We start from the raw sequence: 23,687 nt of genomic DNA on the forward strand, positions 1-23,687 counted from the left end.
AGAATATTTTCATTCAACTTTCATTAATACAATGTATAAATTCATTATTATATTTAATTACGACTCAAGAACGCGTCGAAATTATCTAGCAGATAATTGTACTAGACTAAAAACTCAATCAAATGCTCAAATCGTGCGGCGGCGAAGCATCAGGATTGCGATGGGGCGGACCGGTAGGTCGGGACATGACACTGCCGATCGCAAGGTCGATCCGAAGGCGTGGGATTGAAAATTCGACGGGCGCCGCTTTACTTATCGAAATCTTCAGACAGCGCGATGACGAACCGGCGCAACTGTGTTTTACTCGCACTCTCGGGAAGACGGTCGAAGGCCTGAGCCAGGGTGACCGCCGCCCGCGACAATGAGGGCAGCCCCGATGCATCGTCCGGCGAGCCGAGCAGTTCGGAATGGCTGATCCCGAGCAGCTTGGCGATCTCGACGATCTTGCCGGCCGAGATGCGGTTAAGCCCCTTCTCGTATTTCTGGACCTGCTGGAAGGTCACGCCGATCGCATTCGCAAGGGTGGTCTGCGAGATGCCCGCGATCTTCCGGGCCGCGGTGATCCGTTCGCCGATCGCGCGGTCGGTATCGGTCACTTCCTTCATGCGTCCGGCGTCCCAGGCTGCTGCTCCCGCATAGTCCTATCGGCTTTTCACATTCCCGTGAGCAATCCTTTTTTCGTTTTCCGGAGCGCGTGTCCTCGGGTGGCGGCGGCCAACGACTGAAAAAGGACAATCAAGCCCCTGGGATCGGACCGCCACCCAGGCATTCGCATGATTCGATCAGGATTCCGTCTCCGCCATGACGTCGGCAACGCCGGCCATGTGGCCCGAGCCAGATGGGGCCGGGCAGGGGCATCCCTCCCGGCGGGGCGAAGACGCAGGCAGCGCCGGCATGGCGCGGAATTCGGGCGATTCACCGGGTTCCGGCGCAGCAGGCGTGAGACGACCGGTGACGTCGGAGCACCGCACCCGTCACCGGTGGGACACGGCCGCGCAAGGCCGGGCCCGGCGACGGAATCCACAGTCGAAACGACCGCGCCATCGACGGAAGACCGGCGGCGGCCAGCATGCAGCCCGAAGCCTGCGCTCCCAAGAATCCCGGGACCGAGAGCGAATATGGCCACGCTTGGGCTGGCCTCCCATTCAGAAACGGTTAAGCTTCAGCCCAACGGTCGCGAAGCGGCCAGGGGGTTCGCGTCATGGCTTCGATCAAGATCCGAGTGGCCGACGACGGCACCTGCATGATCCTCCGCAACGGCGACACCGTCTCCTCGGGACTGACCCGGCCGCAGGCGGAGCGCCTTGCGGCCGTACTCCGATGGATCGAGCCGGCTTAGCGTATCCTCCAACAAAGAGGATACCAGCTCGTCGTCACATGATACGCTCTCAGGCGATTGCTTCGTCCATCTCTTTCTGATGGCGCACCGGCATATGGTCTATGACGCCGCGCATTGGACGGCGCTTCGGGATCGTGCGCATCCGATGCACGACTTTGGTCAAGGCACGCCGCAGGCGAATTTGGCAGCAGCATTCAGGTGCCGAGCCGTCGGGCCCGACGGAACAGTTCCGCTACTGCCCCCTCATGGCTAGCGCCGTCGATCGAATCGCCTGCGATGACCGACAGGTCGCCGGCCATGACCGTCGAAAGGGCCGAGCCAGCGCTGAGCCGGGACCACATCGCTTCCTCCCCGTTCGAACGTCCTTGCCGATCAGCACCCCCGACACATCCCGTTTTCACAGCCGGCTCACAAATACGGGCGCGCATTGATCCCGACCGGTGGTCGGGATCAATGCGTTCGGTGGACGAAACCGGCCGCGCCGTCGCGCGAGAAGATGACGACAAGAGATATTCGTCACCGTCTGGTATAGAAGACAGATAAAATTGGGATGATTCAGCAATAAAAATACCAAATGATCCCATAAAAATTGCCATACTACCAAGGTCGGCGGCGCTTGCGAGCACGTTGCCAAACGTATTGCGCAAGCTTCGTGACAATCGTAAATTCTAATAAGCGCTACCCCAAACCCAGAGCCCCCCCCGCACGAAATGCAAGCCTGCGGAAAAACGATGAAGTTACCGAGCGGAGCTCGTTTTTATGATTTGACGAGCCACGAAGATAAGCGCGGCTCGCTGACCGCTTTTGATGACGTTACGAACATGCCGTTCGAAGCGCGAAGGTTTTTCTTCATCAAGATGCCCTCGCCAGGGATTCCCAGAGCGGAACACGCTTGCTCGTCCGAACAGATGATCGTCGTGCTTCATGGCATGGTGTCGATCGACATTGACGACGGTTTCCATCAGGCGACAATTGAATTGCACTCCGACAGACAAGCCCTGTGGCTTAAGCCGGGATTGTGGATCCGGATGACAGGAAATACTTCTAATACTGTTCTACTAGTCTTGGCGTCGGAGCTGTTCTCCGAGACGAAATATTATGCAAGCGCCAGATCAGGAATTATGAACAAATAATGTCGCATTACGCCGACGCGCCGATCCCACAAGCCGACCCCGCCAGGAGAATTGCAAGGTTCTGGCCGAGCATTGCGGATGCGATCCATGAGGTCGCCAAGAGCGGCAGTCTCGTGCTCGGTCCTAAGGTGAGCGCATTCGAGCAAGCCTTTGCCGGCTACATCGGCGCTTCGCAGTGCGTCGGCGTGAACTCGGGTACCGATGCTCTGGCGCTCGCCCTGCGCGCATCGGGCGTCAAACCTGGCGACGAGGTCATCACCGTTGCCCTGACGGCCGCAGGCACAGGGCAGGCGATCCTTCATTGCGGCGCAACACCACGATTCGTCGATGTCGATCCCGTGACCTTCTGCATGGACCCTGCAGCCGCGGAAGCCGCGATCAGCTCCCGTACGGTCGCGATCGTCCCGGTGCATCTGTATGGTCGCGCCGCCGATGTGATGCGGCTTCACAGCCTTGCAGACCGCCATGGCCTCGCCCTGATCGAGGACTGCGCCCAATGCCATGGCGCATCGCTCGCCGGACGACGGCTCGGCACCTTCGGTCACGCCGCGGCCTTCTCGTTCTATCCCACAAAGAATCTCGGCGCACTTGGCGACGGGGGAGCCGTGATCACCGACGATCCCTCCCTGGCAGAGCGCGTGCGCTCCCTTCGGGCCTATGGCTGGAGCGCCGATTCCCGGATCAGCCAGCGCCTCGGCTTCAATTCGCGCCTCGACGAGGTTCAAGCCGCCGTCCTTCTCGTGCTGCTCGAGCATCTGGACAAGTACAACGCAGACCGTCGAGAGATCGCAGCGCAATATCGGACCATGCTTGCGTCTTGCGGCGCCGACATGTCATCCGACGATCCCGGCTGCGTCTATCACCAGTTTGCGATCACCCATCCGCAGCGGAACGCATTGGCGCGACACTTGGCCGATGACGGCATCGGAACCGCCGTTCACTACAATCCGCCACTGCAGCGACATCCCGCATTCGCAACGCAGGCGTCTTGCGCCCTGCCGATCACCGACTCTCTCTCCGCGCGGCTTCTCAGCCTGCCGATCCAGCCCGAGATCGCCTCGGGGAACGTCGAGCGCATCGCGGAGGCGGTTCGTCGTTTCGGTCCTCAGAAGGACGCGGCACGGTGAGCGGCGTGATCCTGTTCGGGACCGGCTCGCCGGTGCTGCTCGACGTAGACGAAAGCCTGCATCGGGCCGGCTTGCGGGTCGAAGCCGGCGTGCGCAACCGCCCCGGCATCTGCTACCTGCCCGATGATCTGCGTCACCTGACGACGGACGACCTCGATCCGAGCCTCAAGGCCGTGCCGTTCCTGGTTCCGCTCTTCACACCGGCCCATCGCCATACGGCCGCGCGAGAGGCCGCCGCGGCCGGTTTCGGCGAAGCATTCACCCTCATCGATCCGAGCGTCGCCGCACCGCGCCGGCTGGACCTCGGCCCCGGCAGTTACGTGAACGCCGGCTGCAGCCTTGGCGGCAGTTCGCGGTTCGGTATCTTCACCTTCATCAATCGTGGCGCCAGCATCGGCCATCACGCGCAGTTCGGAGACTTCGTGTCGGTCGGACCGGGCGTCGTCATAGCGGGACAGGTCCGCGTCGCGACGGGTGCTGTGATCGGTGCGGGCGCGACCATCCTGCCGGAACGAAGCATCGGCCGGAACGCCGTCGTCGGCGCGGGCTCCGTGGTGACCCGTGACGTACCGGATGGCTGCGTCGTCCTCGGCAATCCCGCACGCATCGTGCGCCGTGACATCGGCGGCTACAAGGGCTTGCCCGTTCCGTGACGAAGCCCGTCGTCCATCTCTACACGGTCTGCTGGGACGAAGCCGACATGCTCGGCTTTTTCTTCCGGCACTACGACGCTTTCGTCGACCGCTACGTCGTCTACGACGACGGCTCGACGGACGGCTCCCGCGAGATCCTGACGGCGCATCCGAAGGTCGAACTGCGCGATTTCGACCGGATCGATGCCGCCTCCTTCGTGCTGTCGCACAAGGCCATCCAGGACGAGGCCTGGAAGGAGAGCCGGAGCAGGGCGGACTGGGTTGTCGTCACGGCCATCGACGAGCATTTGCACGTCCGCGGGCGGGCGATGGCGGAGTACCTAGCCGAGCAGAAGCGGCGGGGGGTGACGCTTGTCCCGGCCCTCGGCTTCGACATGAACCATCCGGTGATGCCGGAGGACCATGGCCTGCTGACCGAGCGCGTGACCCGCGGGCGGCCGCGGATCGCGTTCAACAAGCTCAGCCTCTTCGATCCCGACGCCGTCCGCGAGAGCGGGTTCGGCCCCGGGCGCCACGCCGCCGAGCCGGTCGGCGATTTGCGCCTGCCGGCGCGCGACGCCATGATGCTGTGGCATTACAAGCATCTCGGCTTCGAGCGAAATGCCGAGAGAGAGGCAGCGCAGGCCCTGCGCCTGGGCACCACCGATGTCGCCCAAGGCTACGGCCAGCACTACCTCTGGGGCCGCGGGCGGCTGCGCACCTTCTGGGACGAGATGGAGCGAGAATCGTCGGATCTCGCGCGTGACGGCTTCGCACCCGACCGGGCCTGCGTTGGACCGCTCTGGTGGGAGGCTCGCGGCGAATGCTCGCGCGTGACATCGGCGGCATCGTATCCGGTCCGGACAGCGGATGCGCCGACCGTTTCGGTCCTCGTCAAGAGCTACAATCACGCGCCCTACGTCGCGCAGACGATCGCGAGCGTGCTCGACCAATCCTTTCAGGATTTTGAGATCGTGGTCACCGATGACGCCTCGCGCGACGCCACGGCCGAGATCGTGCGCGGCTTCGACGATCCGCGCATCCGCCTCGAGGTATTACCGGCCAATCTGGGCATCTCCGGCGCGATGAACGCAACGATCGCTCGGGCGCGCGGGCGCTATCTTGCGATCCTCAATTCCGACGACTGGGCCGTTCCGGGAAGGCTGGCTCGTCAGGTGACGTTTCTCGACGAGAAACCGCACGTCTCCCTGGTCTTCGGCCTGCCGCAGCCCGTCGACGAGGCGGGGGATCCGACGGTCGCCTACAACGACTTTCGCCGACCGCTTCAGCTCGGGGACTTCTCGCGCCGCAGCTGGTTGAGGCAGTTCTTCTTCGAGGGCAATTGCCTGTGCGCGCCGACCGCCATGATCCGGCGCGAGGCCTATGCGGCAGTCGGCGTCTACGACCCACGCCTGACGAACTATCAGGATCTCGACATGTGGATCCGCATGCTGATTGCGGGCCACACAATCCACGTACTCGATGAAGAACTGACGGCCTTCCGTATCCGCGCGGGCGATGCCAATATGAGCGCGCCCCGGACGGACACGCATCTTCGCTCGGCCTTCGAGATGACGAAGCTGCTGCGGCACTTCGCCCGACTCGACGCCGCCACCTTCGACGAGGTGTTCGGCCCGGATCCGGGCGGAGGAAGCGGCGAAGCCTTCCCGCCAGACATGCCGGTGCCTGTGCGGATCGCGGAACTCGCGCGGCGGAGCCCCCGCGTCGAATACAATCACTTCGCCCTGGAGATCCTCTACGAGACCGCGCAGCGGCAAGAAGATTTCGACCGGCTCCGCGTCGATGCCGGCGAGATCGACGCCTTCGGCCTGCGCGCGCTGACGATGCGGGATCGCGTGATCGCGGATCTCGGCGCGCGGGCGACGCTGGGCTTCGCCTATCCGGCTAATGCGGCCGAGTGCAGGTCGTTCACCGATCCGGCCCTGCTCTATCGGGTCGTCATGGGGCGCGATGCTGATCCGGGCGGACTCAGAGCCTGCCACGATGACCTCGCCCGAGGACGCGGCCTCGGATCGCTCGTGGCGGACTTCCTTCGTTCGCCCGAGTTCGAGGCGCGGAAAGGCACGGGGGACGGTGCGGATATCCTGTGCCGGCAGGCGGCCGGCCGTCTGCCGGATGCACGGGAGCGCGGTCTTCCGCTGGTCGATCTGGCCGTCGAACTGATCCGCTCGCCCGAGGTGGCGGAGCGGCATTCCGTGCTAGCGGCGGTCTACCCGGATGGCGTGCCGGCGAGTACGCCTCACCTTTACGCTTGGTGGGAGGACGAGCGCGAGCGCTTGAACGGCGTCCCGCCGGCGCGGCCGAGCGATATGGCTCACGACGAGTCCATCTCGGTGATCATCGTGATCGACAGGCCACTCGATCAGGCCGAGCGCGCCGGATTGCTGGAATTCGCGCAGGAGATCGCGGCTTTCGGTCAGGTCGTTCTCGCTCCGACCAGCGCCGCCAGCACGCAGTTCTGTCTCGGCATGGCGAGGGGCCAGCCCGATCCGGTTTTGCCGGTGGTCGGCGCCTGGAACGCGCGGACGGCCGCGGATGCAGTCGGCCAATCCCAACGGCGCTGCCGGGGAAGCTTCACCTGTGTCATCGATCACGGCGACCTCGTGCCGACCGGGAGGATCGCCAGGACGCTTCCCCTGCTCGCGCAGGTCGACATCCTCGTCTGCGACGAGGATGTCCGGTCTGCTGGTGGCCACCTGCACGATCCGAGCTTCAACGGCCGCTGGGACCCCGATGCCTGCCTCGCCCGCCCGCCCTCGGCGCTGATCCTGTTCCGGTCCAGCCTGATCGAGGCCTGCGGCGGCTGGCGCGGGCCGTCGGTCGTCGGACATGCCTGCCGGCTGCTGCAGTGGAATTTGCTGCTGCGCCTCGGCCATCGCCTGGACGCAGCCCGCATCGGGAACGCGCACTGGGTCGTGGCTCACCGGCGGGAAGCCTATTCGCGCGATCTCACGGCCTTGTCCGAGATGATGCACGCGGTGGTCCAGCGATTCCTGGCTGAGACCGACCGGAATTCGACTGTCGAGGTGGCGCTCTCCGCACCCGGCATCCTGCGGTGCCGCTACCCGAGCCGGAACGCGAAGGCGTCCATCATCGTGCCGACCCGGGACCGGCTCGACCTGCTGCGGCCCTGCCTCGACAGTCTGCTCTCGCGAACGCACTATTCGCGTTTCGAGGTGCTCGTGGTCGACAACGAAAGTTCCGATCCAGAAATGCGGTCGCTCCTGGCGAGTGCCGCCTCGGACCCTCGATTCCGCTCGGTCGCCTGTCCGGGGGTGTTCAACTGGGCGAAAATCAACAATTTCGGCGCGGCCAGCACGGACGGCGACGTGCTGGTGCTGCTCAACAACGACACCGCCGTGATCGATGCGGACTGGCTCTACGAACTCGTGTCCCAAGCGCTACGTCCCGACGTGGGGGTTGTCGGCGCAAAGCTGTTTTATCCCGACGATCGGGTGCAGCATGCCGGGATCGAGATGGCGTCCGACGGGACTTCGCGACACGTCTGGACCGGTGCGCCGCGCTGCGAGCCGGGCTACCTCGACCAGCTTCGCATCGTCCGCACCGTGTCGGCGGTGACAGGGGCCTGCATGGCCTTCCGCCGAAGCCTATTCAACGAACTCGGCGGCCTCGACGAGAGCTTGCGGGTCGCCTGGAGCGACGTGGAGTTCTGCCTGCGGACCCGTGACAAGGGCTACCGCACCGTCTGGACGCCCCACGCCGAACTCTACCACCACGAAGGAGCAACCAGGGCTTTCGATGCCTCGCCCCAGGACAACATCCGATTCCACCGCGAACGGGATCAGGTCCGGGACCGCTACCGTGATGCCCTACCGCAGTTCGGCTTCCAGAGTCCGAACCTACTGAGCAACCGCGAACAGCCGTTCCTCTCCACACGCCTCCTGGCGGAGCTTGCCGATGCCAGAAGGCTCTCGTCGAACGGCGGGGAAACCTGACGGCTCTGTACAGCAAAAACCCCCGGCCGAGGCCAGGGCTGCAATCGCTTACGTCATCGATATGAGTGGTAGCGAGGGAGAGATTTGAACTCCCGACACAAGGATTATGATTCCTCTGCTCTAACCAACTGAGCTACCCCGCCACGCGCCGCGCCCGGCAATCCCGTCGGAACGGGGTCGTCGGTGGGACAGGGGCGATATAGGGAATGCGGCTCGGCGGTGTCAACGGATGCCGAGCCACTCCGCCGTGTCTTCTCGGCGCATGGGCGCCGAGGAGCCGGCCGACGCGTTGCCACGGGTGTGGATGGGAGCGCGCGAGGGCCTTCATGCAGACGCTGCTGCTCACGCATCCGGCCTTCGCCCGGCACGATACCGGCTCCGCCCATCCCGAGCGGCCGGCGCGGATGGAGGCGATCGACCGGGCGCTGGCCGTGCCCGCCTTCGCCGGCCTGCGGCGGGAGGAAGCGCCGTTGCGCGAGGACGTCGAGGCACAGATCCTGCTCGCGCACAAACCCGCCTATCGCGATCGGCTCCGGGCGCTCGCCACCGATCCGGCGGCGCTTCCGACGCATCTGAATCCGGATACCGTAATGTCGGCCGGCACCTGGGAGGCGGCGCTTCGGGGCGTCGGCGCGGGGCTGCGCGCCGTCGATGCCGTGCTCGATCCGGACTCAGGCCTGCGCAACGCCTTCTGCCAGGTGCGGCCGTGCGGGCACCATGCCGAACCTGACCGCGCCATGGGGTTCTGCCTGTTCTCGAACGTGGCCATCGCGGCCTTGTACGCGCGCAGGCGCCACGGGCTGGAGCGCGTCGCGGTGGTCGACGTCGACGTGCACCATGGCAACGGCACGCAGCGCATTTTCTGGAGCGACAAGAACCTCTTCTACGGCTCGACCCACCAGATGCCGTGGTTTCCCGGCACTGGGGCCGTCTCGGAGCGTGGCGTGGGCAACATCCACAACGCGCCGCTGAAGGCGGGCGACGGCAGCGATGCGTTTCGCGAGGCGCTCGGCGAAAGGATCGTGCCGGCGCTGCACGATTTCCGGCCGGACCTGATCCTGGTCTCGGCCGGGTTCGATGCCCATGCCGACGATCCCCTCGGGCGGCTGCGCCTGCAGGCGGCGGACTTCGCCTGGGCGACGAACCTCATCAATGCGGTCGCGGATCGGCATTGCGGCGGCCGCGTCGTCTCGATGCTGGAGGGCGGCTACAAGCTCGACACGCTTGCGGCCTGCGCGGCCGTCCATGTGACCGGTCTGATGGATGGCGCGAAGTAGGGCCGGCTCACAACCCCTGCGTCTTCGCCCCCACGCAGGCGCCGAAGCGGCCCCGAAAGCGCTCCGACGCCAGCACGCAGCGGGCGACGGCGAAGGTCGGCACGCGCCGTGGTAAATCTCCGGCGGGTCGGGCTCAGCTGCCATGGCGTCCCTCGGCGTCGAGGATCCATGTCCGATCCGCGAACGCGACGTAGATGCGCTCCTGGCCCAGCGCCGCGCCGAGCTCGGTCGCGAGTTCGTTGAGCATGCCGACGAGGGCGGCATCCGGCAGGTGGCCGAGATAGGCGTGCACGGCCTCGCCGGTGAACAGCGCCACAGGCTCGCGGTCCGAGCCGACGCTGCCGTCGGGGCGCATCCAGGCATAGGTGACCTCGGCGCGGCCGAACATGCCGGAGAGGGCGGGCAGGCCTGCCGCCACGCGGCGGCGCATCCAGGCCCGCGCCGTGCGCACCGCCTCCGAGACGTCGTAGACGCGGCCCTCCTCGTCCCAGCCCTCGCGCAATCCGACGGCGATGCGGAAGTCGCGGCGCGGCCCCTCCGACCCCGGCACGACGACGAAGTCTTCCGCCTTCGGCGGGGCGCGCCGGTCGACCGGGTCGGGCATCGTCTGCGTTCCTTGCACGGGCTGGACGGCGGCAGGTCAAGCCCAGGCGGCCCGGTGGCGAAACGGAAGGTCGTCCGCCGCCGTCCAGGCCAGCGAAACCGGGGCCCCGCCCATCGCCCGCGAGAGCAGGGCCGCCTCGACGGCGTAGGCAGGGTTCGAGACGTCCTGCCCGCAGGCCGACGGGGTCGGGTGAAGCGCGACGGCGTCGGGCGCCAGGCCGAGCAGCGCGGAGAGCTCTTGCCGAAGACGTCGCGGGTCGCGCGTGCGGGTCCAGACGGCGCAACGGTCGCGACCAGCCCGGACCGTGGCGGATGGCGGCTCCATCAGCGGCTCGGCCGTCTCGGGCACGAAAAACGATTGCGCCGGTTCGCCGCCGATCTCCGCCGTCTCCTCCCAGACCGGCCGCAGCGCGTCGCGGGCGCGGAGCGCCGCCCAGGTGTCGCGGGCGAGCACCGCCACGCCGCCGAGCCGGACGATGCCGCCCGCGAACGTGGGCTCCAGCCGGATCAAGCCGACGACGCGATCCATGCGCCGGGTCGCAGCATCGTCGAAACCGGCAAGCCGCCAGCCGGGCAGGGGCGGGCGGGCGACGACGGCTTGGAGCAGGCCGGGCAGGCGGATGTCGGTGGCGAAAGTGGCCTCTTTCGAGGCCGGCAGCCCGTCCGACGGCGAAGCCGCGCCGGCCGGAAACGGGAAAGCGCCCATCGCCAGCGCGGCTGCGCCGCCGCCGAGAACGGTGCGTCGCGCCATGCTTCGATCGCCTGTGGCCATCGGGATCCGCCGCGTGCGTCAGGGGTGGCGATCCTCGCGCAGCGCAGGCCCCGATACCACCCCTTTACGGTCGACCTGTCCTCTTAGGTCGACCGTAAGGGGGTGGTATCGGCACCGTTGCGGGCCTCGCGGGTTGCGCTCGAGGGCAGCACGGCCGGAAGATCGCTGCGATGAGCGCCGATCGAGCCCACCGCATCGCACTGCCCTACCGTGCGCCCTACGATTGGGCGGCCCTCCATGGCTTCCTCGCCGTCCGTGCGATTCCCGGCGTCGAGACGACGGAGCCGGGCGTCTATGCCCGGACGGTCTCGCTCGATGGGCGCTACGGCACTGTCAGGGTGACGCCCTCCGCAGATGGCGAGGCGCTGGCAGCGGAAATCCGGTTTCCCGACACCGACGAACGTCCCGCCATCCTCGTGCGGCTGCGGCACCTGTTCGATTGCGACGCCGATCCGCATGCGATCGCCGTGCGGCTCGAAGCCGACCCGGCCGTCGCCGCCCTCGTCGCGGCGCGGCCCGGCCTGCGCGTACCGGGGGCGTGGGACGGGTTCGAGCTGGCGGTGCGCGGCATCCTCGGGCAGCAGGTCTCGGTGACGGCGGCGACCCGGCTGGCGGGCAAGCTGGTAGCGGCCTTCGGCGCGCCACTGCCGGGGCAGGGCGCTTTCGGATTGACCCACGTCTTCCCCTCGCCCGAGGCGCTGGTCGAGGCCGACGTTTCGCGCGTCCTGAACATGCCGCGGGCGCGCGGAGCCGCGATCCGGGCGGTGGCCGCTGCCGTCATCGCCGAGCCCGATCTGTTCGGTGTCGGACAAGGTCTGGAAGCGGCGGTCGCGCGCCTGAAGAACCTGCGCGGCATCGGCGACTGGACTGCGCATTACATCGCCATGAGGGCGCTGAAGGAGGCGGACGCGCTCCCTGCCGGCGATATCGGCCTCATGCGCGCGCTCGATGCCGGCTCCGGCCGGCCGACACCGCGGGAACTTCTCGCGCGGGCGGAGGTGTGGCGGCCGTACCGGGCCTATGCGGCGATGCATCTCTGGGCGCGCGATGCGGAGCGGGAGGCAGCGAAGGTCGGGCGATGAGAGGCGTGCGGACGACCGGAAGATTGCCGAGCAAGAGCCGGGATGCCGGGGGCGGGGGCCTCGGCCAGGATGCGCCGATCGCGGGCGTCGCCGACGCCGGCCAGGAGACAAGAGCCATGCCGACCCGAGCCATGCAGGTTCGCGAGCCCGAGAATCCGCCCCGGCGCGACATCCGCGCGACGGACGGCAGCGACGAGGCCCGCTGGGCCGCCTTCAGCGCGGCGGACAAGAGCGCGGACGGCAGCTTCGTCACCGCGGTCAAGACCACGGGCATCTATTGCCGGCCGAGCTGCCCGGCCAAGCGCGCCAAGCGCGAGAACGTCCGCTTCTACGCGACCTGCGCGGATGCCGAGGCGGCGGGATTCCGGGCGTGCAAGCGCTGCCGGCCGAACGAGACCTCGCGCGACGAGGTCCAGGCGCAGGCGGTCGCGCGCGCCTGCCGGCTGATCGAGGAGGCCGAGACGCCGCCCGCCCTCGACACGCTCGCTCAGGCCGCCGGCATGAGCCCCTACCACTTCCACCGCACATTCAAGCGGATCACCGGCGTGACGCCGAAGGCCTATGCCGGCGCCCGCCGCGCCGGCCGCGTCGCCGCCGGCCTGCGCGAGGCGCGCACCGTCACGGAAGCCGTCTACGACGCCGGCTACAATGCCGCGAGCCGCTTCTATGCCGATGCCGGCGAGCGGCTCGGCATGAGCCCCACCGCCTATCGCCGGGGCGGCACAGGTACGGTGATCAGATTCGCGGTCGGTCCGTGCTCCCTCGGGCAGATCCTCGTCGCCGCCACCGACAGGGGCGTGTGTGCGATCATGATGGACGACGATCCGGACGCCCTGCTGCGGGAGCTGCAGGACCGCTTCCCCAAGGCCGAGCTGACCGGGGGCGATGCCGGTTTCGAGGCGCTGGTGGCGCAGGTGATCGGCCTCGCCGAGGCGCCGGGCCGCAGCGTCGCGCTGCCGCTCGACATCCACGGCACGGCCTTCCAGCAGCGGGTCTGGGAAGCGCTCAGGGCGATCCCGGCGGGCACCACGGCGACCTACACGGACGTCGCCCGCGCCATCGGCGAGCCGGCGGCGGTGCGGGCCGTGGCACGGGCCTGCGGGGCCAATCCGGTCGCGCTGGCGATCCCATGCCACCGGGTCGTGCGCTCGGACGGCGCGCTCTCGGGCTATCGCTGGGGGGTGGCGCGCAAGCGCGATCTGATCGATCGGGAGAGCGCCGACAGGGACAGGACGTGATGAACGCCCTGCGCAGGTACGCGACCCATCCTGCATCGGCTGCCCCCGATCTCGATCAGTTGCGGATCGAGATCGGTTTCGGCGCCTACGCGTACGACTGCGCCGCGAGGCGGACCCTCATCACCACGCGATCAGGCGACCCCGTCAAGTCCTCGACATCTTCGGGCGCGGCCTCGGTCGCAGCAGTCTCGCTCCAAGCACACCATTAGAGTTAATGCATGGTGACCACACAAGAATCAAAGCTGAATCAAAGATCTTTCTCAAAACCGACAGAAACTACCGACGCCACCACCCGTTCATCGGTACACAGATCTGACATCGACAAGAGTCTACAAGCGCTCTTGTCTGGACATCGGGTTCAGCCATATCAGAGTTGGCGCCTGATGACGGAGATACAGGCATGACCGAGATCGTCACCGATCCAACGCAGAGCTTGCCGGCACCGGTCGTCGTCTGGCTCGATCCATCGCGGCCGGACTTCGGCACCACGATCATCGCCACGGTCCCGGACGGGCTGGCCGCGCTCAACCGGCACGGCATCGACGATGCCCGGAACGGCCCCCACGCGCAGCTCTGGCAGGATGCGGCCGCCGCGCTGTCCTCGGCAAAGCTCGAACCGAGCCCCTGCAACCTCCGGCTCGCCTTCGATGCCATGTTGAGACTCGTGAAGCGCGTGGCCCCCGTTCCGACCCGCATCCGCGTGCTCTCGGCTCCGCGCAACCTGCGCGAGCGCGTGCAGGGCCTGCTGGCGCCGTCTTACGGACGATTGGATTTCGCGGGCCGGCCGCCAGCAGCGGCCGCAGGTCGGGTCGATTGAACGATCGGAGGCAGCGCCCCCCGCGGATGGCTGGGTGACTATCCTCCAGCCGATCTGAGGGGCTTCCCCCGAATGGCCGGGAGCAACACAAGGTCATGCTCGCCACCGTCGGATGGGCCAGATAGGGGTGGACGGAGTTTTGCTTGCAGGTTGAGGTATGGATCTCAACTGCGTCACATCCGTCATCGCCCTGGGGAAAGCCGATGCGTTGCCCGACTGGCAGGACGGCGATGCCTGGTTGGCGGGTGGGACGTGGCTGTTCTCGGAGCCGCAACCTGGGCTTCGCAGGCTGATCGACGTCGCCGGCCTGGGTTGGCCGATGCATGCGATCTCCGATGACGGCCTGACCGTGTCGGCAACCTGCACCATTGCGGAACTCGATCGGCTCGAACTGCCGAAGGACTGGATCGCAACGCCTCTCGTCGGCCAGTGCTGTCGGGCTCTGCTCGGCTCGTTCAAGATCTGGAACCGGGCGACCGTCGGCGGCAATCTCTGCATGGCCCTGCCGGCCGGACCGATGATCGCGCTGACCGCCGCACTCGACGGAGTGTGCACAATCCTTACGCCGGGTGGGGGCGACCGGTTTGTTTCCGTCTGCGACTTCGTGCTCGGCCCCCAACGGACGGCGCTGAAGCCCGGCGAGATCCTCCGCAGCATCTCCATGCCGGTGGCGGCGTTGCGCCGGCGGGCTGCATTCCGCCGGATTTCGCTGAGCCCGAACGGCCGCTCCGGAGCGCTCGTGATCGGCACGCTGGACGCGGCTGGCCGGTTCACCCTCACGGTGACGGCCGCGACGCGCCGCCCGGTCCGGATCGCGTTCGAGGCACCGCCCGTTGCGGACGCCATGCAGCAGCGGCTCGCAGCAACGATACCCGGCGGCGATTGGTACGACGACGTGCATGGGGCGCCGGATTGGCGGCGGCATGTCACGCTGCTTGTCGCCGAGGAAATCCGACAGGAGCTCGGCCGATGATCCTGACCGTTAACGGACAGGCGCAGCACGCCGCGCCGCGGCCCGGCCAGTGCCTGCGGACTCTCCTGCGTGAGCTCGGCTGGTTCGGTGTCAAGAAAGGCTGCGATGCCGGCGATTGCGGCGCCTGCACCGTGCATCTCGACGGCGAGCCGGTGCATTCCTGCCTGCTGCCGGCCTTCAAGGCCGAGGGACGCGCCGTCACCACGGTGGAGGGCCTCGCCGGCCCCTGCGCGCCCGGCAGCGGACCGCCCGAGCACTTCCATCCGATGCAGGAGGCCTTTCTCGATGCGCAGGGCTTCCAGTGCGGCTTCTGCACGCCCGGCATGATCATGACCGCCGCGGTCCTCGACCAGGGGCAACGTCAGGACCTTGGCACGGCGCTGAAGGGCAACCTCTGCCGCTGCACGGGCTATCGGGCCATCCGCGACGCGGTGGCCGGAACGGCTCATGCCGAGGCGCCGCAGACCTGTCGCGAGCCCGTCGGACGCAACCTGCGCGCGCCGGCGAGTGCGGGCGTCGTGTCGGGAACGGCGCCCTACACCCTCGACATCGCGATGCCGGGCCTGCTGCACCTCAAGGTGCTGCGCTCGCCGCACGCCCATGCGCGAATCCTGCGGATCGACCGGGACGCGGCGCTCGCCGTTCCGGGCGTCGTCGCGGTGTTCACCCACGAGGACGTGCCGCCGCGCCGCTTCTCCACCGGGCGTCACGAGAACCCGGCCGACGACGCGCCCGACACGCTGCTGCTCGATTCCATCGTCCGTTTCGTCGGCCAGCGCGTCGCCGCCGTGCTGGCCGAGAGCGAGGCCGCGGCGGAGGCGGGCGTCGCCGCCCTCGTCGTGGCCTACGCACCGCGGCCGGCCCTGCTCGATCCGGACGCAGCGCTCCGGCCGGACGCGCCGCTGGTGCACGATCCGCAGGACCGCACATCGCCGCCGCCAGGCGCGGACGCGCCGCCGCTCCTGCCACACCCGAACCTCGCCGCGGAGGTCCATGGCGCCATCGGCGACGTCGAGGCTGGGTTCGCGCAAGCGGACCTGATCCACGAAGAAGAATACGTCTCGCAGCGCGTACAGCACGCGCATCTCGAGACGCACGGCGCCATCGGCTGGCGCGACGCGGACGGCCGGCTCGTTCTGCGGTCCTCGACGCAGGTGCCGTTCCTGACGCGCGACGCGCTCTGCGCCCTGTTCGACCTCGACCGGACCCAGGTGCGTGTCCTGTGCGGCCGTGTCGGCGGCGGTTTCGGCGGCAAGCAGGAGATGCTGACGGAGGATCTCGTCGCCCTCGCGGTCTTGAAGACCGGGCGGCCGGTGCGGTGGGAACTGACGCGCCAGGAGCAGTTCACGGCAACCACCACGCGCCACGCCATGCGGGTGCGCGTGAAGATGGGCGCCCGAGCCGACGGCACGCTGACGGCGATCTCGCTGAAGGTTCTCGCGAATACCGGCGCCTACGCCAACCATGCCGGCGGCGTGCTGCATCACGGCTGCAACGAGTGCATCTCGGCCTACAGTTGCCCGAACAAGCGGGTGGAAGGCCATAGCGTCTACACGCACACCCTGCCGGCTGGCGCGTTTCGGGGCTACGGCCTCAGCCAGACGATCTTTGCGGTGGAATCTGCGATCGACGAGCTGGCGCGCGGGCTCGGCATCGATCCGTTCGCGATGCGCCGCAGCAACGCCGTGCGGCCGGGCGATCCGATGGTCGCCACCAGCCTGGAGCCGCACGACGTCGCATACGGCTCCTACGGGCTCGACCAGTGCCTTGACCTCGCCCAAGCCGCCCTCGCCGAGGATCCGGGCAAACCACCGCCGGGGCCGCACTGGCTGATCGGGCAGGGCATGGCGATGGCGATGATCGACACGATCCCGCCGCGCGGCCACTTCGCCCACGCGCATCTCCGCCTGGAGACCGACGGCGGCTACACGCTGGCGATCGGCACCGCGGAGTTCGGCAACGGCACCAGCACCGTGCACGCACAGATCGCCGCGCAGGTGCTCGCCACCACCCCCGACCGTATTCGGCTGATCCAGGCCGACACCGATGCCGTCGCCCACGATACCGGCGCCTATGGCAGCACCGGCACCGTCGTCGCGGGCCAGGCGAATTTTCGCGCGGCGACGGCATTGGCCGAGGCGATCACCATCGACGCTGCGAGCCGGATGGGTGTCGAAGCGGCGGCCTGCCGCCTGTCGGGCGAGGTCGTGGAGACGCCCATCGGCCCGATCCCGCTCACGATCCTCGCACCGCTGGAGGCGCGGGCCGAGGCCGACGGCTCTCCGCGTTCGGTCGCCTTCAACGTCCAGGCGTTCCGGGTCGCGGTGCACCCGGCGAGCGGCGAGGTGCGCATCCTGTCGAGCATCCAGGCCGTCGATGCCGGCGTCGTGATCAACCCGATGCAGTGCCGCGGCCAAGTCGAGGGCGGCGTCGCCCAGGCGCTCGGCGCGGCGCTATACGAGGATTACCGCTTCGACGGGGCGGGCGGCGTGATCACGCAGACGTTCCGAAACTATCACATCCCGGCCTGCGCCGACGTGCCGGACACCCGGGTGCTCTTCGCCGACACCTACGACCGTATCGGCCCGCTCGGCGCCAAGTCGATGAGCGAGTCGCCCTACAATCCCGTCGCCCCGGCACTCGCCAACGCGATCCGCGACGCCACCGGCGCTCGGCTGACTTCGACGCCCTTCGCGCCGGACCGGATCTTTCGGCAGGTGATGGAGGCCGTCGCCGGGCACGCGACGCAGCCACCAGTCGAAGACGTGCGGCAGGGCTTCGCGCCTTGACGAACCGGTCGCCGACCGGTCTTCGGTTCATGGGACGGACGACGGAGTGCCGTCGCAACGAGGCGAACGGTTTGACCTATCCGCGCGACCTGATCGGCTACGGCCGTACGCCCCCGCAGGCCGACTGGCCCGGCGGCGCCCGCATCGCGGTGCAGTTCGTGCTGAACTACGAGGAGGGCGGAGAGAACTGCATCCTGCACGGCGATCCGGCCTCGGAGGCCTTCCTCACCGAGATCGTGAACGCCGAGCCCTGGCCCGGACAGCGGCACATGACGGTCGAATCCGTCTACGAATACGGCGCACGCGCGGGCTTCTGGCGCCTTTGGCGGCTGTTCACATCGCGAAAAATCCCGCTGACGGTGTTCGGCGTCGCCACGGCCATGGCGCGCAACCCGGAGGCCGTCGCAGCAATGCGCGAGGCGGAATGGGAGATCGCGAGCCACGGCCTCAAGTGGATCGACTACGCCCACTTCGAACGCGAGGCGGAAGCCGCTGACATGGACGCGGCGATCCGGCTCCACACCGAGGTCACGGGTGAGCGCCCGCTCGGCTGGTACACGGGCCGGTTCTCGGTCCACACGCGCGAACTCGCGATGGAGCGCGACTTCACCTACCTCGCCGATTCCTACGCGGACGACCTGCCGTACTGGATGGAGGGGCCGAAGGGTCCGGCGCTGATCGTGCCCTACACGATGGAGGCCAACGACATGCGCTTCGCCGTGGCACAGGGCTTCAATTCGGGCGACCAGTTCTTCGCTTATCTGCGCGACGCCTTCGACGTGCTCCATGCCGAAGGCGCCAAGACGCCGAAGATGATGTCGATCGGGCTTCATTGCCGGCTCGCCGGGCGTCCCGGCCGGATCGCGGGGCTGATGCGCTTCCTCGACCACGTCGCCGCGCATGACGGCGTCTGGCTGACGCGGCGCATCGATATCGCCCGGCACTGGATTGCGAAACACCCGCCGGGCTGAACGGAGCGGGAGGACTGCTCCCCGACGCCTTCCGGCCAGACCTTGGAGAGATTTCGTGAGCGCTGCCACGCCGTCCGCCAGCTACAATCCGCCCTGCGGGGGCTTGCCGCCCCAAACCGCGCTGATGACCGGCAGGGCCGTGTTCACCGAAGCCTACGCCGTCATTCCGAAGGGCGTGATGAGCGACATCGTCACCAGCGTCCTGCCGTTCTGGGAGGGATCTCGCGCCTGGATGCTGTCGCGGCCGCTCTCCGGCTTCTCCGAAACGTTTTCGCAGTACCTGATGGAGGTAGTCCCCGGCGGCGGCAGCGCGCGGCCCGAGCCCGACCGGGAAGCCGAGGGCGTACTCTTCGTGGTCGACGGCACCCTGGATCTCGCCCTCGACGGGGAGGCGCATGACCTCCGCGCCGGCAGCTACGCCTACCTGCCGCCCGGCGCGGCCTGGACTTTGCGCAACGACGGATCCGTACCCGCCCGCTTCCACTGGATCCGCAAGGCCTATGAGCGCGTGCCGGGAATCGAGGTGCCCCCGGCCTTCGTCGTGCACGAATCCGAGGTCGACCCGGTGGCCATGCCCGGCACGGACGGGGCTTGGGCCACGACGCGCTTCGTCGCGCCCGACGACGTACGCCACGACATGCACGTCAACATCGTCTCCATGCGGCCCGGCGCCTCGATCCCGTTCGAGGAGACCCATGTGATGGAGCACGGCCTGTTCGTGCTCGAAGGCAAGGCGGTCTATCGGCTCAACCGCGACTGGGTCGAGGTCGAGGCCGGCGACTTCCTATGGCTGCGCGCCTTCTGCCCACAGGCCTGCTACGCGGGCGGCCCCGGCCGCTTCCGCTACCTGCTCTACAAGGACGTCAACCGGCACGCCGCCCTGAAGCTTCATCGGTCGCCCCGGTGAGCGACCGCCACATCACAGCGCAGGCCCTGACCGTCGAGGCCTTCGCGCCGTTCGGCACCGTCATCGACAAGGCGGCCGTCGATCCGCGCCCGATGAATGCCGGCAAGGCGCGCAGATTCCACGATCTCGCCGAGGTGCAGGTGAGGGGAGAGGACAGCCGGGTCGTGATCGGCCTCGTCGAAGCGCAGGCCTATCCGATGCCGCTGTCCCTGAGCCTCGTCGAGCGCCACCCCCTCGGCGCCCAGGCCTTCGTGCCCCTGAACACGGCGCCGTTCCTCGTCGTGGTCTGCCCGGACGAGGGCGGAAAGCCCGGCCGGCCGCAGGCCTTCGTCACAGCGCCGGGGCAGGGGATCAGCTACGCCATCGGCACCTGGCACGGCGTGCTGACCCCGTTCGGCGCGCCACAGGATTTTTGGGTGGTCGACCGCGGCGGTCCGGGCGTGAACCTCGAGGAATACGTCTTCGACGCACCCTGGGCGATCCATCTGCCGACATGACCCTAACCTTCGCCCGGTAGCAGGGTCGCGCCGGCTCTGGTCAGGCCAGACCGCCCGCGGTCCTCACGAAACGCGCGATCTCGTCGGCACCATGGCCGTCGCGCAGCGAGGCGAAGACGTAGGGCCGGGTGCCGCGCATGCGCCGGGTATCCGCCTCCATCACGCCGAGATCCGCGCCGACCAGCGGAGCGAGGTCGGTCTTGTTGACGACCAGAAGGTCCGAGCGGGTGATGCCCGGGCCGCCTTTTCGCGGGATCTTCTCGCCGCCCGCGACATCGATCACGTAGAGGGTGATGTCGGCGAGTTCCGGCGAGAAGGTCGCGGCGAGGTTGTCGCCGCCGGACTCGATCAGCACCACGTCGAGCTTCGGAAAACGCCGGCGCATCTCGGCCACCGCGGCAAGATTGATCGAGGCGTCTTCGCGGATCGCCGTGTGCGGGCAGCCGCCGGTCTCGACGCCCATGATGCGCTCCTCCGGCAGCGCGCCGGCGACGGTGAGGATGCGGGCATCCTCCTTGGTGTAGATGTCGTTGGTGATGGCGCAGATGTCGTAGCTGTCGCGCAGGCGCTTGCAGAGCTGCTCCATCAGTGCGGTCTTGCCCGAACCGACAGGGCCGCCGATACCGACGCGGAGCGGGCCGTTCAACGATGCCATGGCGTCCTCAGGAGCGGAAAATCCGGGAATACTGCGTCTCGTGCCGGAACGAGCCGAGATCGAGGCGTAGGGTTGCCGAGCCAAGACCGTCGAGCCCGAGATCCTGCACCGCCTCGGCGAGGGCGGCGACCCGCGGTGCGAGGCGCGCGATGATCCGTGTGCCTGCGCTCTGGCCGACGGGCGCGACGCGAAGCGCCGCCGAGACGAGGTTCTGGACGAAGGCGAGGCCGTAGGCCGCGAGCGTCGGCGGGCGAGCCATGCCATGTGCCCCCGACGCCGTGCCGACCGCGACCGGAAGCGCAACGGCACCATCGAGCACGGCACCGACGCTATCGAGCGCCGTGCAGGGCCAGGCGGATAGCGTGGCATCGAGGAAGCTGCGGCCTTGCTGGCTCGTCTCCAGATGGAGTTCGCGGGACGGCGCCAGCGCCAGGGCGAGATCGTTGACCTCGGCGAGCCCTACAGCATCGCCGGCCGACGCGGTCCGGTGGGCCTCTGCGCACAGAATCAGATCGTTGCGGCCCGCCCCGCGCTCGACCACGTCGTCGAGCCACTGCGAGAGGCTCGCTTCGTCGCGGATGTCGCCCGTCTCCACCGCCCATTCGAGCCCGTGCGAATAGGCGAACGCGCCGATCGGATAGGTCGGCGACAGCCACGCCATCAGCCGGAGCGCGTCAATCATGGCTGTGGTCGTGGTGACCATGGCCGTGCGCGTGGCCGTGCGAATGTCCGGCATTGTGCCCATGGCCACCGGCATAGGCGCCGCCTTCCGGGCGAAACGGCCGCTGCACCGGCTCGGCGCTGCCGCCGAGGCCCCGCACCATGTCGGCCAGCACGTGATCGTTCGCGATGTAGACGGCGTCCGCCGTTATCTCAGCCGGGATGTGCCGGTTGCCGATATGCCAGATCAGCCGCTTGAGGGCATGATCCGAACCGGCCCGGATCTCTAAAAGCCGTTCGGGCGCGGCCTCGACCCAGATCAGCCGGCCGTCCTCCAGCATCAGCGCATCGCCGTCGTCGAGGACAGTCGGCTCGGCGAGGTCGAGCAGAAAGCCCAGACCGCCGACGCCCTGCATCGCCATGCGGCGGCGATGCCGGTCGCCGTGGTCGAGGACGATCCGATCGACGATCTCGCCGCCGTTCAGGGCATTGCGACGGATGATGCGGGTGGCGCGGATCATCAAAACAGAAAATACCGCTGCGCCATCGGCAGCACCTCGGCCGGCTCGCAGACCAGCAATTCACCGTCGGCGCGCACGTCGTAGGTCTCCGGGTCGATCTCGATCACCGGTGTCGCATCGTTGAGGATCATGCTCTTCTTGGAGATTCCGCCGCGCGTATTCTCCACCGCGACGAGTTGCTTCTGCACCCCGAGTTTTTCGCGCAATCCGTCCTCGATGGCCGCCTTCGAGACGAAGGTCAGCGCGGTGGCGTAGGGCGCGCGGCCGAAGGCGCCGAACATCGGGCGGTAATGCACCGGCTGCGGCGTCGGGATCGAGGCGTTGGGGTCGCCCATCGGCGCCATCGCGATCATGCCGCCCTTGAGGACGAGGTCGGGCTTCACGCCGAAGAAGGCCGGTGTCCACAGCACGAGGTCTGCGAGTTTCCCGGGCTCGATCGAGCCGATGTGTCGGGAGACGCCATGCGCGATGGCCGGGTTGATCGTGTATTTCGCGACGTAGCGGCGGGCGCGCAGATTGTCGTTGCCGCTCGCGTCGCCGGGAAGGGCTCCACGCTGGCGCTTCATCTTGTCGGCGGTCTGCCAGGTGCGGATGACGACTTCGCCGATGCGCCCCATGGCCTGGCTGTCCGACGACATCATCGAGAGCGCGCCGAGGTCGTGCAGGATGTCCTCGGCCGCGATCGTCTCCTTGCGGATCCGGCTCTCGGCGAAGGCGAGGTCTTCCGGAATCGACGGGTCGAGGTGGTGGCACACCATGAGCATGTCGAGATGCTCGTCGATGGTGTTTTTGGTGAAGGGCCGCGTGGGGTTGGTCGAGGATGGGAGCACGTTCGCCAGCCCCGCCACCTTCATGATGTCCGGCGCGTGCCCGCCGCCTGCGCCCTCGGTGTGGAAGGCGTGGATGGTGCGGCCCTTGAAGGCGGCGATGGTGTCCTCGACGAAACCGGACTCGTTCAGCGTGTCCGAGTGGATCATCACCTGCACGTCGTGAGCGTCGGCGACCGAGAGGCAGGTGTCGATGGCGGCCGGCGTCGTGCCCCAGTCCTCGTGGAGCTTGAGCGCGCAAGCGCCGGCCCGCACCATCTCCTCCAGGGCTCCGGGCACCGAGGCGTTGCCCTTGCCAGCGAAGGCGAGGTTCATCGGGAAGTGGTCCGCCGCCTCGATCATCCGGGCGATGTGCCAGGGGCCGGGGGTGCAGGTGGTGGCGAAGGTGCCGTGCGCCGGCCCGGTGCCGCCTCCGAGCATCGTGGTGACGCCCGAGCAGAGCGCCTCGTCGATCTGCTGCGGGCAGATGTAGTGGATGTGGCTGTCGAAGCCGCCGGCCGTGAGGATTTTTCCTTCACCCGCGATCACCTCCGTGCCCGGCCCGACGACGATGTCGACGCCCGGCTGGATGTCCGGGTTGCCAGCTTTTCCGAGCTTGAAGATGCGCCCCTTCACGATGCCGACGTCGCATTTCACGATGCCCCAATGATCGAGCACCACGGCGTTGGTGATGACGGTGTCGACGGCGCCGTCGCGGTTCGTCACCTGCGACTGCCCCATCCCGTCGCGAATGACCTTGCCGCCGCCGAACTTCACCTCCTCGCCATAGGTGGTGAAATCGCGTTCGACCTCGATCTCGAGAGAGGTGTCGGCGAGGCGGATGCGGTCGCCGACGGTCGGGCCGAACATGTCGGCGTAGGCGGCGGGCACGCGCCGGACATCATGAAGGT

General features: G+C 67.9%; 22 protein-coding genes, 1 tRNA gene and 1 pseudogene. 15 read left to right on the forward strand and 9 right to left on the reverse strand.

Annotation, left to right across the window (positions count from 1 at the left end; translation table 11 throughout):
- Positions 1-248 precede the first annotated feature (248 nt).
- Complete coding sequence (locus tag FV217_RS09740) at positions 249-605, reverse strand: helix-turn-helix transcriptional regulator (RefSeq protein WP_147816994.1); 357 nt, start codon at positions 603-605, stop codon at positions 249-251.
- Positions 606-1,201: 596 nt separating this feature from the next.
- Here FV217_RS09740 and FV217_RS22825 point away from each other — a divergent pair.
- Positions 1,202-1,339, forward strand: a complete 138-nt coding sequence (locus FV217_RS22825; protein ID WP_187272506.1) for a hypothetical protein — start codon at positions 1,202-1,204, stop codon at positions 1,337-1,339.
- A gap of 194 nt (positions 1,340-1,533) precedes the next feature.
- Here the strand turns inward: FV217_RS22825 and FV217_RS09745 are convergent, their stop codons facing one another.
- A complete protein-coding gene (locus FV217_RS09745) occupies positions 1,534-1,986 on the reverse strand; it encodes a hypothetical protein (RefSeq protein WP_147816995.1) in 453 nt (150 codons plus the stop codon).
- 84 nt (positions 1,987-2,070) lie between these two features.
- Here FV217_RS09745 and FV217_RS09750 point away from each other — a divergent pair, with 84 nt between their 5' ends.
- The 4 genes from FV217_RS09750 to FV217_RS09765 are packed head-to-tail and all read left to right on the forward strand — an operon-like array spanning position 2,071 to position 8,208.
- Complete coding sequence (locus tag FV217_RS09750) at positions 2,071-2,472, forward strand: FdtA/QdtA family cupin domain-containing protein (protein WP_187272507.1); 402 nt, start codon at positions 2,071-2,073, stop codon at positions 2,470-2,472.
- Entirely contained in the window at positions 2,472-3,599 is a 1,128-nt protein-coding gene (locus FV217_RS09755) for a DegT/DnrJ/EryC1/StrS family aminotransferase (RefSeq protein WP_147816997.1), read from the forward strand. The genes FV217_RS09750 and FV217_RS09755 overlap by 1 nt, the downstream gene beginning before the upstream one ends.
- The gene (locus FV217_RS09760; RefSeq protein WP_147816998.1) at positions 3,596-4,252 is read left to right on the forward strand and encodes an acetyltransferase; all 657 of its coding nucleotides are present in this window, start codon (positions 3,596-3,598) and stop codon (positions 4,250-4,252) included. The genes FV217_RS09755 and FV217_RS09760 overlap by 4 nt, the downstream gene beginning before the upstream one ends.
- The gene (locus tag FV217_RS09765; protein WP_147816999.1) at positions 4,249-8,208 is read left to right on the forward strand and encodes a glycosyltransferase; all 3,960 of its coding nucleotides are present in this window, start codon (positions 4,249-4,251) and stop codon (positions 8,206-8,208) included. The genes FV217_RS09760 and FV217_RS09765 overlap by 4 nt, the downstream gene beginning before the upstream one ends.
- A 66-nt stretch (positions 8,209-8,274) precedes the next feature.
- Here the strand turns inward: FV217_RS09765 and FV217_RS09770 are convergent.
- Positions 8,275-8,351 (reverse strand) — tRNA-Met (locus FV217_RS09770).
- A 183-nt stretch (positions 8,352-8,534) separates the two neighbouring features.
- On the opposite strand from FV217_RS09770, the gene FV217_RS09775 reads away from it, so the two are divergent.
- On the forward strand, positions 8,535-9,485 hold the full coding sequence (locus FV217_RS09775) for a histone deacetylase family protein (protein ID WP_147817000.1): 951 nt from the start codon (positions 8,535-8,537) through the stop codon (positions 9,483-9,485).
- A 133-nt stretch (positions 9,486-9,618) separates the two neighbouring features.
- Here the strand turns inward: FV217_RS09775 and FV217_RS09780 are convergent, their stop codons facing one another.
- Together FV217_RS09780 and FV217_RS09785 are read right to left on the reverse strand one after the other, a co-directional pair.
- A complete protein-coding gene (locus FV217_RS09780) occupies positions 9,619-10,089 on the reverse strand; it encodes a hypothetical protein (protein WP_147817001.1) in 471 nt (156 codons plus the stop codon).
- A gap of 36 nt (positions 10,090-10,125) precedes the next feature.
- Entirely contained in the window at positions 10,126-10,839 is a 714-nt protein-coding gene (locus FV217_RS09785) for a hypothetical protein (RefSeq protein WP_147817002.1), read from the reverse strand.
- Between the two features lie 191 nt (positions 10,840-11,030).
- Between FV217_RS09785 and FV217_RS09790 the strand changes: the two genes are divergently transcribed.
- The 9 genes and pseudogenes from FV217_RS09790 to FV217_RS09825 all read left to right on the forward strand — a co-directional run bounded on the left by FV217_RS09790 (position 11,031) and on the right by FV217_RS09825 (position 20,134).
- Positions 11,031-11,942 (forward strand): DNA-3-methyladenine glycosylase, encoded by a 912-nt coding sequence (locus FV217_RS09790; RefSeq protein WP_147817003.1) that lies wholly within the window; start codon positions 11,031-11,033, stop codon positions 11,940-11,942.
- A gap of 116 nt (positions 11,943-12,058) precedes the next feature.
- Complete coding sequence (ada, locus tag FV217_RS09795) at positions 12,059-13,180, forward strand: bifunctional DNA-binding transcriptional regulator/O6-methylguanine-DNA methyltransferase Ada (RefSeq protein ID WP_246682751.1); 1,122 nt, start codon at positions 12,059-12,061, stop codon at positions 13,178-13,180.
- Entirely contained in the window at positions 13,180-13,389 is a 210-nt protein-coding gene (locus FV217_RS22830; RefSeq protein ID WP_187272508.1) for a hypothetical protein, read from the forward strand. The genes ada and FV217_RS22830 overlap by 1 nt, the downstream gene beginning before the upstream one ends.
- Before the next feature lie 191 nt (positions 13,390-13,580).
- The gene (locus FV217_RS09800) at positions 13,581-13,997 is read left to right on the forward strand and encodes a hypothetical protein (RefSeq protein WP_147817004.1); all 417 of its coding nucleotides are present in this window, start codon (positions 13,581-13,583) and stop codon (positions 13,995-13,997) included.
- A 157-nt stretch (positions 13,998-14,154) separates the two neighbouring features.
- Positions 14,155-14,970 carry an FAD binding domain-containing protein gene (locus tag FV217_RS09805; RefSeq protein ID WP_147817005.1) on the forward strand — a complete coding sequence of 272 codons (816 nt, stop codon included), beginning with the start codon at positions 14,155-14,157 and terminating at the stop codon, positions 14,968-14,970.
- A complete protein-coding gene (locus FV217_RS09810) occupies positions 14,967-17,759 on the forward strand; it encodes a molybdopterin cofactor-binding domain-containing protein (RefSeq protein WP_147817006.1) in 2,793 nt (930 codons plus the stop codon). The genes FV217_RS09805 and FV217_RS09810 overlap by 4 nt, the downstream gene beginning before the upstream one ends.
- Positions 17,760-17,830: 71 nt before the next feature.
- Positions 17,831-18,721: pseudogene (gene puuE, locus FV217_RS09815) on the forward strand (allantoinase PuuE); the annotation flags it as partial.
- A 133-nt stretch (positions 18,722-18,854) separates the two neighbouring features.
- Complete coding sequence (locus FV217_RS09820; RefSeq protein ID WP_246682754.1) at positions 18,855-19,637, forward strand: bifunctional allantoicase/(S)-ureidoglycine aminohydrolase; 783 nt, start codon at positions 18,855-18,857, stop codon at positions 19,635-19,637.
- Complete coding sequence (locus tag FV217_RS09825; protein ID WP_147817009.1) at positions 19,634-20,134, forward strand: ureidoglycolate lyase; 501 nt, start codon at positions 19,634-19,636, stop codon at positions 20,132-20,134. Before FV217_RS09820 ends, FV217_RS09825 begins: the two co-directional genes overlap by 4 nt.
- A 40-nt stretch (positions 20,135-20,174) precedes the next feature.
- Here the strand turns inward: FV217_RS09825 and ureG are convergent, their stop codons facing one another.
- The 4 genes from ureG to ureC are packed head-to-tail and all read right to left on the reverse strand — an operon-like array spanning position 20,175 to position 23,646.
- Positions 20,175-20,789, reverse strand: coding sequence for an urease accessory protein UreG (gene ureG, locus FV217_RS09830; protein WP_147817010.1), 615 nt, complete (start codon positions 20,787-20,789; stop codon positions 20,175-20,177).
- 7 nt (positions 20,790-20,796) lie between these two features.
- Positions 20,797-21,525: an urease accessory protein UreF gene (locus FV217_RS09835; RefSeq protein WP_246682752.1), complete on the reverse strand. Its 729-nt coding sequence runs from the start codon at positions 21,523-21,525 to the stop codon at positions 20,797-20,799.
- Positions 21,464-21,970, reverse strand: a complete 507-nt coding sequence (locus FV217_RS09840) for an urease accessory protein UreE (protein ID WP_147817011.1) — start codon at positions 21,968-21,970, stop codon at positions 21,464-21,466. The genes FV217_RS09835 and FV217_RS09840 overlap by 62 nt, the downstream gene beginning before the upstream one ends.
- Positions 21,970-23,646, reverse strand: coding sequence for an urease subunit alpha (gene ureC, locus FV217_RS09845; protein ID WP_187272510.1), 1,677 nt, complete (start codon positions 23,644-23,646; stop codon positions 21,970-21,972). Before ureC ends, FV217_RS09840 begins: the two co-directional genes overlap by 1 nt.
- Positions 23,647-23,687: the final 41 nt, after the last annotated feature.

Source organism: Methylobacterium sp. WL9 (genome assembly GCF_008040035.1).
Classification (GTDB): domain Bacteria; phylum Pseudomonadota; class Alphaproteobacteria; order Rhizobiales; family Beijerinckiaceae; genus Methylobacterium; species Methylobacterium thuringiense.